Genomic DNA, 17468 nt, shown 5'->3' on the forward strand with positions numbered 1-17468 from the left:
AAAATCGATTGAATTGCAAAGGCACAAACGAAAAAGGGCAGCCCATGACAGGCCGCCCTTCCTAAAACTCGTTGGAGTAACGCTCTTACTTCTTAGGAGCATTTTCCCGGCGTTCCGCGATACGCGCACGCTTACCGGTGCGGCCACGCAGATAATAAAGCTTCGCACGGCGCACAACGCCGCGGCGCACAACAGTGATGCTGTCGAGGATTGGTGAGTAGAGCGGGAACACACGCTCCACGCCTTCGCCAAAGCTCATTTTGCGCACGGTGAAGTTTGAACCCATGCCGCGGTTTGAACGCGCAATCACAACGCCTTCAAAGTTCTGCACACGCTCACGGTTGCCTTCTTTAACCTTCACGCCGACACGAACGGTGTCGCCTGCGCGGAAGTTTGGAATTTCTTTTTCAACCTTGCCGATTTCTTCGGCTTCGATTTGCTGGATCAGGTTCACTGGTCCGTATCCTTATCTTTTCGCCGCGCGCCAGAGGCAGACTGGTCCCGAGCGTCCTCATAACGCTCCCAAAGGTCCGGCCTGCGTAACCTAGTATCAGCCTCGGCCTGAGCTTTACGCCAAGCATCCACCTTCGCATGATCCCCAGATCGCAGCACTTCGGGGATCATGCGCCCTTCCCATGTTTGGGGTCGGGTGTATTGCGGGTACTCAAGCAAGCCGTCCTCAAACGACTCTTCAGCCCCACTAGAAGCCGCGCCCATTACGCCGGGAAGCAGCCGAATGCAAGCATCAAGTATGGTGATCGCTGCTGTCTCTCCGCCTGAGAGGACGATGTCGGCGAGGCACACTTCTTCGATTTGCGGTCGAGCCTCGAACAGGCGTTCGTCAAACCCTTCAAAACGTCCACACAGGATAGTGACGCCAGGACCGCCCGCGATCTCCCGAATACGCTCCTGCGTGATCGGTTTGCCGCGCGGGGTCATGGCGAGGATGGGCGCAGTTCCGAGAACCGCTCGTCCTGAGCTTGTCGAACGACCGCTCTTCCCTTCTGCACCGTCAGAGGAAGTAAAGGACGATGCTTCGACAAGCTCAGCATGAGCGGATTTGGGTGGATGAATGGAATCCAAAGCCGCCGCCATCACATCGGCCTTGAGCACCATCCCCGCCCCGCCCCCTGCAGGCGTGTCATCGACGGTGCGATGCTTGTCGGTGGCAAAGTCACGCGGATTGACAGTTGCGCAAGACCAATCCCCCCGCTCAAGCGCCTTGCCCGCAAGCGAGGTGCCGAGCGGTCCGGGGAACATCTCCGGATAGAGCGTAAGAATAGTGGCGGCGAAGGTCATCTAGCTTTGCCAGTCCTCAGGAAACCAGCCCAATCGTTCGCACCGTTGCTTTCCGCCCGTCGGGCCGCGCACTCGAAATCATAGTCTACGGAGAGCAACTCGATCTCGCCTTTATCCAGAATCAAATAGCGAGCTTTCGGGCTACCTGTTTCGACAACATGCTCAAATGGCCGATTATCGTCGTAAGCTGGCAGACCGACACTGCCAGGGTTAGCAAGGACGCGGCCATCAGACAGCCTACGCACCTTCGGCAAATGAGAATGGCCGTGAAGCACAAGCTCATGATCTACACCTTTTAGACGTTCTTTCACCTCTTGATCGGTAGCATCGCGAAGGCCTTCAGTATCGACAGATTCAAGAAGATACTCATGATCGTTTCCGGGCCTTGCATGCGTACACAAGAAATTTCCGATCGCTAGCTCCGAAGGTAGCGCAGCCAACCAAGCCAGCTGATAAGATGAACAGGCGCTGCGGGTAAATTTGTCAGAAAGACCAATCCTATCATCGGGATCGGTCAAAACCTGCCTCTCATGATTTCCCGCAATAGTCGGCCAATTCAAAGGCATTAGTAGATTGGCAGTCTCTGATGGCCAAAGCGGCCCAGACAGTATGTCGCCCAAGTTCACAAACTCAATGCATCCCCGTTGCTCCGCATCGGCGATCACCGCTTCAAGTGCACTCAGATTGCCATGAATATCCGAAAGAACAGCCGTTCTGGTCACCCCCAATTCACTCCATCCTTCGCCCGCGTATCGACGCTGAGTTCGAAAACGTCAGGCCGCGAGTAGTGGCCATCGGTGTCGAGGCTTGCCAGGTTCTGCCCGATCTCTGAAAGGTCTAACTCCGCGCGAAGGATTTCCTCACCCTCGCCCGCTTGCGCGACCACCCGCGCATCCGGTGCTACGATCATTGAGCCTCCGCGGTTGAGCACATCGCTCTCGATGGCGTCAAATAGCTCCTTGGCCTCGGCCGAGCCGCCGACATTCTCCAGCCCCTCGAACAAGTCCGCCTTTGTCTGCACCAGCCCCGCCGCAAGCACAAAGCAGCGCCCCTCCATCGCATAGTGCCGTGAGGCCAGCGCATATTCCTCGCGCACGGTCGGCCATGATGCGCAGTGCACGCTTTCACCCAGATTGTGCATCGCCGCGCGGGCGAGCGGCATCCAGTGCTCCCAACAGATGAGGTTCCCCACCCGGCCCCATTCGGCCTCGTGCACGCCGAGCGTCGAGCCATCGCCCCGCATCCAGATCAGCCGCTCGCCATGCGTGGGCACCAGCTTGCGGTGATCGAGTGGCGGCAATCCGGGACGGAAGAGCAATTGGTTGTTGTAAAGGCTCGAGCGAACCCGCTCATGCGCACCGATTGAGATACAAGCGCCGCTTTCGTCGCACAGCTCCTGCAATGGCAGCAGACGCTCATCACCGGGCACAATAGCATTATCAAGCATGATTTGGTGGCAAGCTCGAGTGCCTGGATGGTCCCAAAGCGCCGCACCCGGAGCCTCATCCAGCCACAACGGATAGCCTCCTAGAAACGTCTCTCCAAAGGCCACAAAGCGCGCCCCGCCCCCAATCGCCTCACGCGAAAGATGGGTGGCTTTCTCAATCCCTCCGTTGAAGTCCAACGGAATCGGCGCGGCTTGGCAAATGGCGACAGGCAATTGGGTCATGAAAAAATCTCTGAATCAAATTTGGTCATACGATCCAGTCGCTTAGTGGCAAAGTGCGATACGGGCCAGCAGATCAGAACACTCAAGAACAGACCGCCAAGTCCAGCGCCCAAACCAAGTTCTGTTATGGTGCCCCCTTCCGCGAGCCCCATAAGCACGACTGGTACAAGCAGAGCTAGCACCGCGCAGGCACTCGCCGAGACAACGCGGACCCCACGTGATGAATTGGGAGCTACAAATTTTGCCAGCAACACCGATCCCAAGGACATAAAGCCCAATAGGGTAACGATAAAAGCGATACTTATTGAACCGGTCAGCATTTGTGCCCCTTAGGGCGCGAATTCAGCCTCCGCAACCACCACAACCACCGCCGCCGCAGCCGCTCCCGCCACCGTCACTGGATCCCTCGTCTCCTCCGCAGCCACCACCCCCATCTGATCCAGAGTTACGAGCAGCATGAACAGCCTCCCATGGCGTGCCAACCAACACTCCAGTACCAAATATGGCAACCGCATAGCCCACTTCGTTCTCCTGCGGCGCACGCTTCAAGCGACTGCCATTTTCCTCCAGCGTCCTTATGATTTCCTGGCCAGCAATGGTGCGCGAATTGCCGGTGGCAAAGCGGATCAGGCCAAAAACGAGAGTTATGACCAACATCATAATCAGAATGCCGGTCGGCTCGCCCAGTGCATCGCCCGCCTGTTGGCGATAGAGCCCGATCAGGAACAACAAGGCGTATGGTAAAGTCGCAAGGAACCGCAACCGCATGCGCTCCGACTTGTCCATCATCAGCCCTTGCCGGATCAGCCGAGCCTCAACCCGCTCAGCCTGATCGCTCAACGCTTTCTTGGCTTCCCAAGATGAGAATTGGCCCACTTTGCGCAAGACGGTAAGCTCGGCATCGCCCTCTCCAGCTTCACTGCGGGTGACAAAAAGTTTGCGCTTGTCTCCAGAATTTAGTGCCCTTTTTGCGAAAAGCGTCGCAAGCACGGCGACATTCAACCTGTCTAAGCCACCCGCAAGGACGGCAACTTCTTCCACATCTTCAACATCGCTGCGCTTGCCCAACGGACGGAGATTGGCGGGGATCCAAAGGCCCGCAGCGACACAAGTTGCCAACATTACTGCGTAGAAAATCAGAAAATCCGGGCCAGAGTAGGAAGAGAAAATTTCCATCAGAAGATAACTCCAATCAAAACTGCGATTGCAATGCCTAGCGCAATCCAGCCCGCTGCACCCATGATGGCTACCCGCCGATCGAGGATCATAACATCATTTGGATTTACGCGAAGTCCCTGTGGATCAACACCAAATCGCCGCTTTGCTCCCGGCCAGATGTCGGCTGGTGGTGGTTCGCCAAAGGCCTCCTCATACGATCTGAAGGTCTCAGCATATTGTTCATAGTAGCGGGTGCGCTCAACCTGACCGCCTGCTGTCGGCCCGTGGTGGAGATCTGCACCGAGCACATTCGGGCAAAATTCCCCCCAATAATCGCGGCTATAGGTGAGATGCAGGTGCCACACCTGATCCACCGCGTCTGATGGGGTGACTTCGTGTCCCGCCGTGCAAGCGAGGTAGCAAAAGCGCTTGTATTCTTGGATCACGCGCTCGGTGAATGGCGAGGACCAGCGGTTTTCGCGCGCGAGTCGCGCCTCAAAGGGCAGTGAGGCACCTCCTGGGCCAATGGTGTAGTCAGAAAGGCGGTCCCAAAGCTCAGTCGTGGTCGCAGATCGCGGAGGAAGTTTCCGGGCGCTCATGCGCTATTGGTCGGCGAAATCCTGAGAAATGACAAGTCTCACGCTGTCCCATTCAATCACCGCCTGCTTGGTCATGGGGACCATAATGGTCTTCATGCCTTTAGGCGGGACCGGCTCTAGCGTGATTTCAATGATATCCGTGGCACCAAAATTCTGGACCCCGGTGACGCTGCCAACGGGTCGTCCTGTGTCCGTTTGCGCAGCCAAGCCAATGAGATCGGCGTGATAATACTCGTCGCCGTCAAGCTCAGGAAGCTCCTCGCGCGGGACGCTGAGCGTGGTTCCGCGCAACTTTTCAGCCTGGCCGCGCCCCTGAACTTCGGCGAAACGCGCAATCGCCCCGCCCTTATTGTCAGAGCGCACCTTTTTGAGGGTGAGCGCTCCTTGGTTAAAGGTCTTGTGCGCCTTGAGCGCCTCGAGCCCATCACCAAGGAGCTTCAGACGCACCTCACCCGCTACGCCGTGTGCGCCGGTGACGGCTGCGAGGATAATGGGTTCATCGCTCATGAACAAAGGTCCGTTCGCCCTGAGCCTGTCGAAGGGCGGTACTTCCTTTTTGGATAAAAGGACGATCCTTCAACAAGCTCAGGATGAGCGGGTTTGGCCAGCAAGAGATTAGCCTTCGCTCTTCTCTTCCGTTGCTTCTTCAGCAGGAGTTTCTTCCGCAGCAGCTTCCTCGGCAGGAGCCTCTTCGACAGGAGCTTCCTCAGTAGCTGCCTCTTCTGCTGGCGCTTCGGCTGCAGCTTCTTCGGCCTCCTTCGCTGCTTCTTCCGCTTCCTTCAGCTTTTCGGCTTTCTCTTCAGCACGCTCCTTGGCTTTCTCGCCAGGTTCAGCTTTGTTCGGGTTGTTGCGTGCCTCACGCTCGAGGATGCCAGCGGCATCGAAGAAGCGGTGCACACGGTCCGAAGGCTTCGCGCCCACAGAAAGCCAGTGACGCGCACGGTCTTCGTCGAACTTTACGCGTTCAGGATTGTCCTTGGCGAGGAGCGGGTTGTAGGTGCCGATCTGCTCAAGATACTTACCATCGCGTGGTGAGCGCGAGTCAGAGACGACGATACGATAGTAAGGACGCTTTTTCGCACCACCGCGCGAAAGCCGGATTGCAACTGCCATTGTAGATTACCTTTCGAGTGTAACTGTTTGTGTTTGTATCAATTCGTTGAGTTATTTCTGCGCTATTTCTTCTTAGGACCGCCAAGGCCAGGGAGCCCGGGTGGAAGTCCACCCATTCCACCTGCGGGGCCACCAAGGCCGGGCATTCCACCGGGCATCCCACCACCGGGTCCACCCATGCCAGGAGGCATGCCCCCGCCGCCCCCACCAAACATGGCGGCAAGGCTCTTGAGGCCGCCCATTTTCTTCAATTGCTTCATCGCGCGGCCCATCTCCTGATGCATCTTCAGGAGCTTGTTCACAGTCTGAACGTCCGTGCCTGAGCCCGCGGCAACACGCTTCTTGCGTTTGGCGTTCATCAGGTTGGGATTGGAGCGTTCCTTAGCCGTCATAGAACCGATGATGGCATCCATATGGACCAGCACTTTGTCGTCCATGTTGGACGCCGCCATCGCCTGCTTGGCCTTTTTCATGCCCGGCATCATGCCAGCGAGCATGCCAAGGCCACCCATATTCTGCATCTGCTTCAATTGCATACGCAGATCGTTGAGATCGAACTTGCCCTTCTCGAAATTCTCAGCGAGCTTGGCCGCTTCCTCCTCCTTGATGGTCGCCGCCGCCTTTTCGACGAGGCTGACAACATCGCCCATGCCAAGGATACGATCGGCCACCGATGCCGGGCGGAAGGTCTCGATCGCGTCGAGTTTTTCGCCAGTTCCCGCAAACTTGATCGGCTTGCCTGTGACAGCCCGCATAGAAAGCGCAGCACCACCGCGCGCATCGCCGTCCATCCGGGTCAGCACCACTCCGGTAAGCGGGACTTCGCCGCTAAAGCTCTGCGCGACATTTACCGCGTCTTGGCCAGTGAGCGAGTCGACCACAAGCAAGACTTCGGTTGGGGCGGAGACTTGGCTCACTGCCTTCATCTCAGCCATCAGGGCTTCATCGACGTGCAGGCGACCGGCGGTATCGAGCAGGAGAACGTCGAAGTTCTGCAACTTCGCCGATTCCATCGCCCGGCGAGCAATATCGACCGGCTGTTGACCCTCGACAATCGGCAGGGTCGCCACATCCACTTGTTCGCCAAGAACCTTTAGCTGTTCTTGCGCAGCCGGGCGGTTCACGTCGAGCGAGGCCATCATGGCCTTCTTGCCGTGGCGTTCACGGATGAGCTTGCCGAGCTTGGCCGTGGTGGTCGTTTTGCCAGATCCCTGAAGACCGACCATCATGATTACAACCGGCGGGGTTGCGTTGAAGTTCAGCTCTTCGCCAACACCGACTTCGTCATCTTCGCCAGAGAGCATGGAGATCAGCTCATCATGGACGATCTTGATAACTTGTTGGCCCGGAGTGACCGATTTGAGAACGTCTTGGCCAATCGCCTTTTCAGTGACCGCATCGATAAACCGACGCGCTACGGGGAGCGCAACATCGGCCTCAAGCAGCGCCACACGCACTTCGCGCATCGCATCGCGCACGTCTTGTTCTTTAAGCGCGCCGCGGCCTTTGAGCTTGTCAAAGACGCCGCCTAAGCGATCGGACAGATTGTCAAACATCGTCTTTAACTCCTCTCAAGACTGTTCAGGTCCTGATAAACGCGAAAAACGCCGGCGGACGAAACCTCGTCGGCCAGCGTGCGGAAATCCTCGACAGATAACCGGCTTTTTAAGTCTAATGCCATTGGCTTGTATTTTTCGTCTGGGCGGAGGCGAAAATTTTGGGTTTCGTGACCCCGAACGCAGCGATCATAAGGATCGTGAGCACCGGAAGCGCGAAAACCCGCAATTTGCAGCCCGCCTAGGCGAAAAAGACAAATCAATGGTGGAGCCTAGCGGGATCGAACCGCTGACCTCAACACTGCCAGTGTTGCGCTCTCCCAGCTGAGCTAAGGCCCCATTCATCGTGTCTCGCAGCCCTACCAAAATAAGGCCGCACCCCCGCATTCGCAAGGGAGCGCTCCATTAAGACCGCCCCTTGCGAAACGCAAGAATTATTTAAGGTGCGGATCAGCTATCCGGCTGATCCTTGGGGCGCGGGCGGCCACGGCTGCGAGCTTCAGCGAGCTCGAACCAATTCAGCTATCGTCGCCCACGCCGTCGTCGTCTTTGGCAGCAGTCACACCCAGATCATCGTCGCCGCCAAGATCGACGTCGTTATCAGCCGATGCTTCAGCTTCATCGATGTTCTCGATGTCTTTGAGCTCATCATCTTCCTGATCGGCAAGATCAGTATCCGCTTCTCCCGCTTTTGCCTTTTCAGGATCATCGATTGGAATTGGCTGCTTCGATTTCAGCACGGGCTCGGGATACCATTGGTGGCCATTTGGGCTGGTCACTGGGTTATCATTGCCGAGGTCGTAAAAGCGCTCGCCGGTTTGCGGGCATGTGCGCTTGGTTCCCCATTCGGGTTTAGGCATTGGTGAAGTGTCCTTACTTGTCCTGCGAGTGGCCGCAGGGGTGTTGTGCGCAAATATTCTGGTGGCAGGGAACGGATGAATCAAGTCATGTCCCCTGCGAAAGCGCGCGCGCCTTGCCATAGCTCCATGGCGCTGTCAAAGACGCGGGCCTCTATGCCTGCACATACATTCAACTCCTCCGCTCCCTTGACCGGTCGCATTCGCGTGCCGGGAGACAAGTCGATCAGTCACCGCGCCCTGATGTTTGCAGGGCTTGCCGTGGGCGAAAGCCGCATCACCGGCCTGCTCGAAGGCGAGGATGTCCTCGCGACCGCTGCTGCGATGCGGCAGCTGGGCGCGCAGATTGAGCGTCTGGATGATGGCACATGGGTCGTGCACGGCGTTGGCCTTGGGAGCTTGGTTGAGCCTGCCCAAGCGCTCGATATGGGAAATTCGGGTACGTCGACCCGGTTGATGATGGGACTTCTGGCCAGTCACCAGCTGAAAGCCACCTTCGTGGGTGACGCCAGCCTCTCCGGTCGCCCTATGAACCGAGTGATCACCCCGCTCAGCCAAATGGGCGCGAGTTTTGAGGCCTCGTCTGTGGGCACCCTGCCCTTGATGCTTCATGGGGCCTTTCCAGCGGTGCCCATCACTTACCGCCTTCCAGTTGCGAGCGCTCAGGTAAAAAGCGCAGTGCTGTTGGCAGGACTCAACACCCCCGGAATCACCCGTGTGATTGAGCCAGTTGCAACACGTGACCACACGGAGCGGATGCTGACCGGGTTCGGGGCAAAACTTGAGGTAGGTGAAGAGAATGGCGAACGCGTCATCTCCATCCATGGCGAGGCTGACCTCAAGCCCATGGACGTAGTGGTCCCTGGAGACCCCTCCTCCGCCGCCTTCTTCCTGGTTGCCGCCAGCATTGTTCCCGGCAGCGACCTCTTGATCGAAAACGTTGGCCTCAACCCAACCCGCGCGGGGATCCTGACGGTGCTCAAACAAATGGGCGCCGAAATAGACGAGCTTGATCCGCGTGAGGTCGGCGGAGAACCAGTTGCGGATTTAAGGGTTCGTCACGCACCGCTTTCCGGGATCGACGTTGACCCAGCGATTGTGCCCAGCATGGTCGATGAGTTCCCCGTGCTCTTTGTCGCCGCTGCCTTTGCGGACGGGACCACAAAATGCTCCGGGCTCGAAGAACTGCGCGTCAAGGAAAGCGACCGCATCTCTGTCATGGCCGCAGCGCTAACCGCAGCCGGAGCCAGCGTCGAAGAGCAAGAGGATGGCCTCACCATCCATGGCACCGGGGGAGAGCCATTGCGCGGCACCTCGAACTCCCGCGTCAAAACCCACCTCGACCACCGTATCGCGATGAGCATGGCTATCGCCGGCCTCGCCAGCAAAGACGGCGTAGACATCGACGATACAGCACCAATATCGACCAGTTTTCCAACATTCATTGATTTGTTGGACGGAGCGGCGAGATGACCACTCCGCTCGATATATATTCCCTGATCGGCTTCGTCGGCACCGCGTGCATCATCGCGGCCTATGCCTATCTGACGTGGGTTGATGAGCCCAACCCCTTTATCCTTCACGGCACCAACCTTACCGGAGCAGCCCTGCTCACAATCAGCCTGCTCGTGCACACCAATTGGCCAAGCCTCGTGCTCGAAGGGTTCTGGGCGGCGATTGCGGTGTTCGGGATCGCGAAAGCCTTGCGAGGAAGAACGAGAATAGACACAAAGGTGCAATGATCCGCACGATCTTGAGCCTTGGCAGAACCCCTCTAATCCGTCGCATCATTGCTGCTCTAATCCTTCTCTCGACTGCAATCGGTGTTTCGCTCTTTCGCAACAATGGCGCAGTGCTCGCAATTGACTTGGGTTCCAGCATCTTGGTCGCTATTGCCGCGTTCGGGCTGCTCCACCTTCGTTGGCGCAAGCAGGAAGCGCGCGGGCGTGAGCGTCAGAAAATCAAGGACACCTTTTTATGATCATCGCTGTCGACGGTCCCACAGCCTCAGGCAAAGGCACAATCGCCAAGCGTTTGGCAGCACATTTGGACGTGCCGTGCCTTGATACTGGGCTCCTTTATCGCGCTGTTGGTCGGCAAGTGGCGATCAATGATGGTGATCCCGACAGCTCAGACGATGCAGTTGCAGCCTGCGATTTCCCTGACGCTCTTCTAGAGGATGACATTCTGCGCACCGAAGAGGTGGGCGGTCTTGCAAGCCGAGTCTCGGTGCACCCAGAGGTCCGCAAGGCCTTGTTCAAACGCCAACGCGCCTTTGCCGAGCAACCCGGCGGCGCGGTGCTCGACGGGCGTGATATCGGGACGGTTATTGCTCCCGATGCCGATGTGAAGCTGTTCATCACTGCGAGCGTTCAGTCGCGGGCAAAGCGGCGCTGGCTTGAGATGATCGAGAAAAAACTTGAACATGAGGAGGAAATCCCGCGGTTCGAGATCGAAAAAGATGTGGTCGCCAGAGATGCCCGCGATATCAATCGCAAGGATGCGCCTTTGAAGGCTGCTCCCGATGCATTGGTGATCGACACAACTGCCTTCGACCGCGAGCAAGCCTTTGAAACCGTGTTGGAAGCGGTGAAGCAGGCGCTCGAAGGGCGTTAGAGCTTTCCTACTGGGCTTGAGGTGACGCATGATCGCGCGATCATGGACAAGGCTCCTATTTACCCGGAAGGCGAGGAACAGCTGAAAGTTGACACCCAATTCGCGCAACTTTGCCACAATCGCTTGAATCTAAAGAGTTAAGGCGCCCGGCTGATTTCATCCAAGACACGCGGTTCAGTGTGTCAAACCGGCAGTCCTCCCCCTCGCAAATCGCTTGCATTCCTCATCCTTTGCCGGTAAGCGCGCGCCCGTTCCGAACATCTTTTTTTGGTGGAAAGAACCTGTGCGGTATGCATCCGGCTCCGCGCAGATGTCGGCCTCTTGCCCGCAAGGCCAGCGCAATGGTGCGTCAGGCGGCGGTAAAGACCTCCGGAAAAACCGGTGGCCGGTAGCAAACACAATCGAAGGATTAGCCAAAACCTATGGCAACCTCACCTAACCCAACGCGCGACGATTTCGAAGCGCTCCTTAACGAACAACTCGGCGGTGCCGGCGAAGAGGGCTTTGAAGGCCGCGTCGTCATGGGCACGATCACTGCAATCGAGGCAGGTCACGCCGTAATCGACGTAGGTCTCAAAAGCGAAGGCCGCGTCAATCTCAAAGAATTTGCACGCGGTGACGATGACCACGGCCTCGAAGTAGGCGGTGAAGTCGAAGTTTACGTTGACCGCGTAGAGAACGCTGACGGCGAAGCCATGCTCAGCCGCGACCGCGCCCGCCGCGAAGCAGCTTGGGACAAGCTCGAAAACGAGTTTGGCGAAGGTAAGCGTGTCGAAGGCCGTATCTTTGGCCGCGTCAAAGGCGGCTTCACAGTCGACCTCGACGGCGCTGTTGCGTTCCTTCCTGGCTCACAAGTCGACATCCGCCCTGTGCGCGACGTCACTCCGCTTATGGAAGTGCCTCAACCGTTCCAAATCCTCAAAATGGACCGTCGGCGTGGCAACATCGTTGTTTCGCGCCGTGCTGTGCTTGAAGAGACCCGCGCCGAACAGCGCAGCGAGCTTATCAACGATCTGGCTGAAGGCCAGGTCATCGAAGGCGTGGTCAAGAACATCACCGATTACGGTGCATTCGTTGACCTTGGCGGCATCGACGGCCTCCTGCACGTCACCGACATGAGCTACAAGCGCGTCAACCACCCAAGCGAAGTGATCGCCATCGGCGACACCGTGAAGGTTCAGATTGTACGTATCAATGCCGACACTCAGCGTATCAGCCTTGGTATGAAGCAGCTCGAAAGCGATCCATGGGATGGCGTTGCAGCCAAGTACCCAATCGGCATGAAGCTGTCTGGCCACGTCACCAACATCACCGAATATGGTGCTTTTGTTGAGCTCGAAGCCGGTATCGAAGGTCTTGTCCACGTCTCTGAAATGAGCTGGACCAAGAAGAACGTGCACCCGGGCAAGATTGTCAGCACTTCTCAGGAAGTCGATGTGATGATCCTCGAAGTCGACAGCGACAAGCGTCGTATCTCGCTTGGCCTTAAGCAAGCCCAGCGCAACCCTTGGGAAGAGTTCGCCGAGAAGCACCCGATCGGCAGCGAAGTTGCTGGCGAAGTCAAGAACGCCACCGAGTTTGGCCTGTTCATCGGTCTCGATGGCGACGTCGACGGCATGGTCCACATGTCAGATATCGCATGGGGCATCTCGGGCGAAGATGCACTGGCGCTTCACCGCAAGGGCGAAGAAGTCAAAGCTGTCGTTCTCGACGTTGACGTTGAGAAAGAACGCATCAGCCTTGGTATGAAGCAGCTTGAAAAAGGCGCACCGACCGAAGCAGGCGCTGCAGCAGCTGGTTCGCTTCGCAAGGGCCAAACCGTCACAGTCAGCGTTCTCGAAGTTCGCGATGGCGGCCTCGAGGTGCAAGTGGGCGACGATGGCGCAACCGGCTTCATCAAGCGCAGCGACCTTGGTCGTGACCGTGACGAGCAACGTCCGGACCGCTTCCAGGTTGGCAGCAAGGTAGACGCGATGGTCACCGGATTTGACCGTTCCAAGAAGCCAAACTTCTCGATCAAGGCACGTCAAATCGCCGAAGAGAAAGAAGCAGTGCAACAGTTCGGTTCATCCGACTCAGGTGCATCGCTTGGCGACATCCTTGGCGAAGCGCTCAAGGGCAAAGACGACTAAGTCGTACGTCTCACTGGCAAATCAGGAAGGCCCGCTTGCAGCGATGCAGGCGGGCCTTTCCTATTCTAGGTTGCACGATTAGAATGCGGCCTGAGAGAAGGATCCCCAAACCATGCTTCACGTCCATCAATTCCCCTGCCTTTCCGACAATTACGGTTTTTTGCTGCACAATTCGGTCACCGATGAAACGGCAGCAATTGATACGCCCGATGCGAAAGAATACCTCGCACAGGCCAAGGCTAAGGGCTGGAAGATCACGCATATCTGGAACACCCATTGGCATCCCGATCATGCGGGAGGAAATGTCGAAATTGTTGAGGCCACTGGTGCGCGGGTTCTTGCCCCTAAGGAGGTGGAGAAGCTCTCCCCCATCGACCGCGTGGTCAAGCATGGCGACATGGTGAATCTTGGCGAACACCGCGCGGAAGTGATCGACGTATCTGGCCACACTAATGGCCATATTGCGTTCCATGTTGTCGAAGATGGCATCGCATTCGTCGGTGACAGCGTTTTTGCGCTTGGCTGCGGTCGAATGTTTGAAGGCGAGCCTGAGCAATTCTGGCGGAGCCTTGAGAGGATCAAGCGGCTATCGACCGCCACCGTCCTTTATTGTGCGCACGAATATACGCAGGCCAATGCGAAGTTTGCGCTCCATGCCGATCCTGACAACACCGAGCTTCAGGAATACGTCGCCGAGATCGATGCAAAACGCGAGCGCGGCGAATGGACCGTGCCTACGGTCCTCAAACGCGAGCTTGCCACCAATCCGTTCTTGCGGGCTGATAATCCGGCGATGCAAGCGCGCTGGGGCGGCAATGCGCCGCACGAGACCTTTGCAGCGCTGAGAGCGGCCAAGGACAACTACTGAGCGCCATGCAGGCTCTGCGCGTTGAAACGCTGTCAGGGGATCTCTCTGGCGTACACCTGGTCGATTGGCCCGCACCGGATCGCGCGCCCGGGGAAGTGTTGGTGCGCGTCAAGGCCGCATCGCTCAACTTCCCCGATCTGCTGATGACCAAGGGCACATATCAGTTCAAACCGCTCGTCCCCTTCACTTGCGGGCTAGAATTAGCCGGAGAGGTGATCGAGGCTGAACCGGAAAGCGGCTTTATTCCCGGCGACATGGTTATTGGCGGAAACAAAACCGGAGCTTTTGCGGAGATCGCCAGCATTCCTGCGAGGGGACTCTCTGCTCTCCCTGATGGACTTACCTTTGCCCAGGGTGCAGCAATGGGGGCTGCCTATCAGACGGCCTATACCGGGCTGATCGAGCTCTGCGATTTACAGCCAGGTCAATGGGTGCTCGTTCATGGCGCAAGCGGCGGTGTGGGGCTCGCTGCATGCGATCTCGCCAAAGCGAAGGGCGCACGCGTCATCGCGGCAACGGGGGTTCAGGCAAAACGGGAAGCTATCGCTGCTGCGGTCTCGCCTGAGGCAGTCATCACCGCTAGGGGTCGGTTTCGCGAACAAGTGGCGAACCTAACCGACGGTAAGTTGTGCGAGATCGTGTTCGATCCCGTCGGAGGCGATGTGTTCGACGAATCGACCCGCTGCGTGAGCTTTGCGGGCAAGCTTGTTGTTGTCGGCTTCACCAGCGGCCGGATTGCGGAGATTGCCACCAACATTCCGCTCATAAAGGGTTTCAGTGTCGTGGGATTAAGAGCTGGCGAGTACGCCCGCCGTTTCCCCAAGCGGGGCAAGTCTATCAACGAGGCTATCGCCAAGTTGGCCGAATCCGGACACATCACGCCGGTCATCGACCGAACACTATCTCTATCAGATTGGCGTGAAGGATTCGAAGCGATGGCTGCGCGAGAGCTGGTGGGCAAAGTGGTGTTTGAGCCCGGCAGTTAGCCAAAGAAAAAGGCGGCCCGAGTGGACCGCCTATTCTGTGCCAGCGGACGCCAACCTCAAAGTGAGGAGATGACCTCATCGGCCAAGGCCTTGTCTGCATCAGCGCCATGCTTGTCAGCGATAAGAGAACGCGACGCGATAGAAGCCGCATCCACCGCTGCCGCGCGGACACCTGCAACAGCATCACGCTCAGCCGCTGCAATTTTGTCTTCAGCCATACGCTTGCGGCGAGCGACCATGGCTTCGCTGTCGGCCTGCGCTTTTTCAAGGATGGCATCGGCTTCACGCTGAGCGCCTTCCATCATCGCTTCGGCGTCTTTTGCAGCACCAGCGATCTTGGCCGCATATTCATCGCGTAACTTCTCAGCTTCGGCGCGAAGGTCTTTGGCTTCATCGAGCTGGCTCTTAATCTCAGCGATTTTGTTGTCGAGCCCGCCGGTGATCAGACCAGGAACCTTCTTCCACACGAAGACACCGATCAGGACAAGCATCGCAATCGATACCCACTGATAAGAATCCACGCCAAGCGCAGAAGGGCCATCGGCCACGAGAAGGAGAGGTAGATTAGCCATTGGCTAGAGCCTTCTTCACGGCCGAACGCGCTGAACGTTTGTCGACCTTTGTACCAGCAAGGCGAGACACAATGTCCTGCGTTGCCTCAAGAGCCACGTCTTCAATCTCAGCCATCGCGCTGGTGCGCGCCGCTTCGATATCTGCCTCGGCTTTGGCAAGTTTGGTGTCGAGCCGCTTTTGAGCTGCCGCAAGCTTCTTCTCAGAAGCAGCCGCCGCACTCGCTTTGGCTTCGGCAATCAAGCCTTGCGCCTTGGCCCGGTTCGCGTTTTCACGCTCACGCCATGCCTCTTCTTGGGCGTCCGCCGCATCACGAGCGGCTTGCGCAGCAGCAAGATCATCTGAAATCTGCTTGTCACGCATGCCGACGGTTTCCATGACTTTGGGGACCATGCCCCTGCCGATCACGAAAAAGGTGATGCCGAAGAACACCAAGGTCCAGAAGACCTGGCTCGACCAGATTTCGGCTAGTTGATCTATCTGAGGCATTTAGCGAGCCTTCGCCAACGTTAGTTGATGAAATACGTGCGGAGCGGGCGATTCAACAAAATGCCGAACCGACCCACTCCACCATGTAGGATTAGGCGACGAAGATCAGGATCATCGCAACGACGAACGCCAGCAGGCCGAGAAGTTCGGCAGCGGCGAAGCCGATGAACAAACGACCTTGTTGGCCGTCTGCAGCGCCTGGGTTGCGAAGTGCGCTCTCAAGGAACGAACCGAACACGTTACCCACACCGGTAGCGGCAAGGCCGGCACCGATTGCTGCAAGACCTGCGCCGATGAGCTTGGCTGCTTCAGGTTCCATTTGAAAAACTCCTTAAAAATCAGATTAGTTAGAACGGAAAAATCAGAAAATCAGTGAAGGTGCTCTGCATCGTTGATGTAGAGCGAGGTCAGCAGGGCAAAGACGTATGCCTGAATGCCTGCGACCAGAATTTCGAGAGCGCTGATGGCGACCATCAGAATGAGGCTTGGGACGCCAATGAACGCGCCAAAGACCGCTCCGCCGTTGATGCTGTCGATTACAAAGCTCGAGAGCACCTTGAGAAGAACGTGGCCTGCCATCATCGCAACGAAGAGACGCAGCGCGAGGCTGAATGGGCGGACCATGAACGAAATCAGTTCGATCACTGGGATCAGCCACAAGAGCCAAATGGGCGTGCCGTGCGGCACGAACAGCGAGAAGAATTTGAAGCCGTGCTTCCAGAAGCCAACGATGAGCACAATTGAAAAGCTCAGAATCGCTAGCACACCGGTGACGGTGAAGTGACTGGTGAAGGTGAACGCGTGAACGCCAGGGATAATCCCAACGGGTACCAAACCAAGAAGGTTTGCGAACAGAATGAACATGAACAGGCTGAAGATGTAAGGGAGGTACTTGCGCCCTTCCTTACCGACATTCGCCTCAAGCATATCGTCGATAAAGCCGGTGAAGGTCTCAACCGCCATCTGCCAACGGCCGGGCACCAGTTCGCGCTTCATACCGCCGAACACGAATGCCCAAAGCAGGGCGACGGTGATTGCCATCCAAACCGCTGAATTGGTGAATGCGATGCCATAACCAGCAATCTCCCAGGATTCAGAGCCAAAAAGCGGCTCAACCTGGAATTGCTTCATCGGATCGACTTTGCCTGCGTCGGCTGCCACGATCGATTGTGTCCCTAATACCTATAAAAACGCGGCCTCTGTTGAAGTGAGCCCTATTCGGGGTCACCAGAGGCCTTGTTTGCCGCGACGATAATGTTCCTGAAGGCAACGCCTATCCCAAGGAAAAGCCCAACCAACAGACCCCATGGCGTCGTGTCGAAAAGGGCGTCAACCGCCCACCCGATCACAAAACCTCCAAGGATCCCACCGATCAGATCCGCCAGCACTCGGTTGCCGCTGCGATAGTTCGCATCAGCCCCTTTGACTTTCGGTTCAGTGCGTTCCTCTTCGCGCTCTTTCGCGGCCTTAAGCCGCGCCTCGAGCGCATCAATTCGCGCATCTTCAACGATGGGTTCTTGGGCGGGTTTTTCGTCGCTCATGCCAGCTTCCTTAAG

The 17468-nt window shown here is 57.3% G+C and carries 23 protein-coding genes and 1 tRNA gene; 7 read left to right on the forward strand and 17 right to left on the reverse strand.

Annotated elements, in window-relative coordinates; translation table 11 throughout:
- Nucleotides 1–85: 85 nt before the first annotated feature.
- The 12 genes from rplS to Q0778_RS03060 form a co-directional block, all read right to left on the reverse strand.
- The gene (rplS, locus tag Q0778_RS03005) at nucleotides 86–454 is read right to left on the reverse strand and encodes a 50S ribosomal protein L19 (protein WP_298304535.1); all 369 of its coding nucleotides are present in this window, start codon (nucleotides 452–454) and stop codon (nucleotides 86–88) included.
- Nucleotides 451–1299 (reverse strand): tRNA (guanosine(37)-N1)-methyltransferase TrmD, encoded by an 849-nt coding sequence (gene trmD / locus Q0778_RS03010; RefSeq protein WP_298333902.1) that lies wholly within the window; start codon nucleotides 1297–1299, stop codon nucleotides 451–453. Before trmD ends, rplS begins: the two co-directional genes overlap by 4 nt.
- Entirely contained in the window at nucleotides 1296–2021 is a 726-nt protein-coding gene (locus Q0778_RS03015; protein ID WP_298333904.1) for a metallophosphoesterase family protein, read from the reverse strand. Before Q0778_RS03015 ends, trmD begins: the two co-directional genes overlap by 4 nt.
- A complete protein-coding gene (locus tag Q0778_RS03020) occupies nucleotides 2018–2968 on the reverse strand; it encodes a carbon-nitrogen hydrolase family protein (RefSeq protein ID WP_298333905.1) in 951 nt (316 codons plus the stop codon). Before Q0778_RS03020 ends, Q0778_RS03015 begins: the two co-directional genes overlap by 4 nt.
- The gene (locus Q0778_RS03025; RefSeq protein WP_298333907.1) at nucleotides 2965–3288 is read right to left on the reverse strand and encodes a hypothetical protein; all 324 of its coding nucleotides are present in this window, start codon (nucleotides 3286–3288) and stop codon (nucleotides 2965–2967) included. The genes Q0778_RS03020 and Q0778_RS03025 overlap by 4 nt, the downstream gene beginning before the upstream one ends.
- Nucleotides 3289–3310: 22 nt before the next feature.
- Entirely contained in the window at nucleotides 3311–4144 is an 834-nt protein-coding gene (locus Q0778_RS03030; RefSeq protein ID WP_298333909.1) for a TIGR04222 domain-containing membrane protein, read from the reverse strand.
- Entirely contained in the window at nucleotides 4144–4725 is a 582-nt protein-coding gene (locus tag Q0778_RS03035; protein WP_298304522.1) for a hypothetical protein, read from the reverse strand. Before Q0778_RS03035 ends, Q0778_RS03030 begins: the two co-directional genes overlap by 1 nt.
- Before the next feature lie 3 nt (nucleotides 4726–4728).
- Nucleotides 4729–5232, reverse strand: a complete 504-nt coding sequence (rimM, locus tag Q0778_RS03040) for a ribosome maturation factor RimM (RefSeq protein WP_298304517.1) — start codon at nucleotides 5230–5232, stop codon at nucleotides 4729–4731.
- 108 nt (nucleotides 5233–5340) lie between these two features.
- Nucleotides 5341–5838 (reverse strand): 30S ribosomal protein S16, encoded by a 498-nt coding sequence (gene rpsP, locus Q0778_RS03045; RefSeq protein ID WP_298333911.1) that lies wholly within the window; start codon nucleotides 5836–5838, stop codon nucleotides 5341–5343.
- A gap of 62 nt (nucleotides 5839–5900) precedes the next feature.
- Complete coding sequence (ffh, locus tag Q0778_RS03050) at nucleotides 5901–7394, reverse strand: signal recognition particle protein (protein WP_298333913.1); 1494 nt, start codon at nucleotides 7392–7394, stop codon at nucleotides 5901–5903.
- Nucleotides 7395–7657: 263 nt separating this feature from the next.
- A tRNA-Ala gene (locus tag Q0778_RS03055) sits at nucleotides 7658–7733 on the reverse strand.
- Nucleotides 7734–7912: 179 nt separating this feature from the next.
- Nucleotides 7913–8254, reverse strand: a complete 342-nt coding sequence (locus Q0778_RS03060) for a TIGR02300 family protein (RefSeq protein WP_298304505.1) — start codon at nucleotides 8252–8254, stop codon at nucleotides 7913–7915.
- Between the two features lie 126 nt (nucleotides 8255–8380).
- Here Q0778_RS03060 and aroA point away from each other — a divergent pair, with 126 nt between their 5' ends.
- The 7 genes from aroA (at nucleotide 8381) to Q0778_RS03095 (ending at nucleotide 14853) form a co-directional block, all read left to right on the forward strand.
- The gene (gene aroA / locus Q0778_RS03065) at nucleotides 8381–9724 is read left to right on the forward strand and encodes a 3-phosphoshikimate 1-carboxyvinyltransferase (RefSeq protein WP_298333915.1); all 1344 of its coding nucleotides are present in this window, start codon (nucleotides 8381–8383) and stop codon (nucleotides 9722–9724) included.
- On the forward strand, nucleotides 9721–9993 hold the full coding sequence (locus Q0778_RS03070; protein ID WP_298304496.1) for a permease: 273 nt from the start codon (nucleotides 9721–9723) through the stop codon (nucleotides 9991–9993). Before aroA ends, Q0778_RS03070 begins: the two co-directional genes overlap by 4 nt.
- Complete coding sequence (locus tag Q0778_RS03075; protein ID WP_298304493.1) at nucleotides 9990–10232, forward strand: hypothetical protein; 243 nt, start codon at nucleotides 9990–9992, stop codon at nucleotides 10230–10232. Before Q0778_RS03070 ends, Q0778_RS03075 begins: the two co-directional genes overlap by 4 nt.
- Nucleotides 10229–10867 carry a (d)CMP kinase gene (gene cmk, locus Q0778_RS03080; RefSeq protein ID WP_298333917.1) on the forward strand — a complete coding sequence of 213 codons (639 nt, stop codon included), beginning with the start codon at nucleotides 10229–10231 and terminating at the stop codon, nucleotides 10865–10867. Before Q0778_RS03075 ends, cmk begins: the two co-directional genes overlap by 4 nt.
- A gap of 422 nt (nucleotides 10868–11289) precedes the next feature.
- The gene (gene rpsA, locus Q0778_RS03085) at nucleotides 11290–12999 is read left to right on the forward strand and encodes a 30S ribosomal protein S1 (RefSeq protein ID WP_298304488.1); all 1710 of its coding nucleotides are present in this window, start codon (nucleotides 11290–11292) and stop codon (nucleotides 12997–12999) included.
- A 112-nt stretch (nucleotides 13000–13111) separates the two neighbouring features.
- Nucleotides 13112–13867: a hydroxyacylglutathione hydrolase gene (gloB, locus tag Q0778_RS03090; protein WP_298333919.1), complete on the forward strand. Its 756-nt coding sequence runs from the start codon at nucleotides 13112–13114 to the stop codon at nucleotides 13865–13867.
- 5 nt (nucleotides 13868–13872) lie between these two features.
- Nucleotides 13873–14853: an NADPH:quinone oxidoreductase family protein gene (locus Q0778_RS03095; RefSeq protein WP_298333921.1), complete on the forward strand. Its 981-nt coding sequence runs from the start codon at nucleotides 13873–13875 to the stop codon at nucleotides 14851–14853.
- 56 nt (nucleotides 14854–14909) lie between these two features.
- On the opposite strand, the gene Q0778_RS03100 is transcribed toward Q0778_RS03095, so the two are convergent.
- The 5 genes from Q0778_RS03100 to Q0778_RS03120 all read right to left on the reverse strand — a co-directional run bounded on the left by Q0778_RS03100 (nucleotide 14910) and on the right by Q0778_RS03120 (nucleotide 17453).
- Nucleotides 14910–15425 (reverse strand): hypothetical protein, encoded by a 516-nt coding sequence (locus Q0778_RS03100; protein WP_298333923.1) that lies wholly within the window; start codon nucleotides 15423–15425, stop codon nucleotides 14910–14912.
- Nucleotides 15418–15912: an ATPase gene (locus Q0778_RS03105; protein WP_298333925.1), complete on the reverse strand. Its 495-nt coding sequence runs from the start codon at nucleotides 15910–15912 to the stop codon at nucleotides 15418–15420. The genes Q0778_RS03100 and Q0778_RS03105 overlap by 8 nt, the downstream gene beginning before the upstream one ends.
- Nucleotides 15913–16003: 91 nt before the next feature.
- Nucleotides 16004–16231: a F0F1 ATP synthase subunit C gene (locus Q0778_RS03110; RefSeq protein WP_212450741.1), complete on the reverse strand. Its 228-nt coding sequence runs from the start codon at nucleotides 16229–16231 to the stop codon at nucleotides 16004–16006.
- A gap of 50 nt (nucleotides 16232–16281) precedes the next feature.
- Nucleotides 16282–17073, reverse strand: coding sequence for a F0F1 ATP synthase subunit A (locus Q0778_RS03115; RefSeq protein ID WP_298304466.1), 792 nt, complete (start codon nucleotides 17071–17073; stop codon nucleotides 16282–16284).
- Between the two features lie 53 nt (nucleotides 17074–17126).
- A complete protein-coding gene (locus tag Q0778_RS03120; RefSeq protein WP_298304463.1) occupies nucleotides 17127–17453 on the reverse strand; it encodes an AtpZ/AtpI family protein in 327 nt (108 codons plus the stop codon).
- Between the last annotated feature and the right edge of the window lie 15 nt (nucleotides 17454–17468).

The sequence above is a fragment of the uncultured Erythrobacter sp. genome, from assembly GCF_947502395.1.
Taxonomy (GTDB): domain Bacteria; phylum Pseudomonadota; class Alphaproteobacteria; order Sphingomonadales; family Sphingomonadaceae; genus Erythrobacter.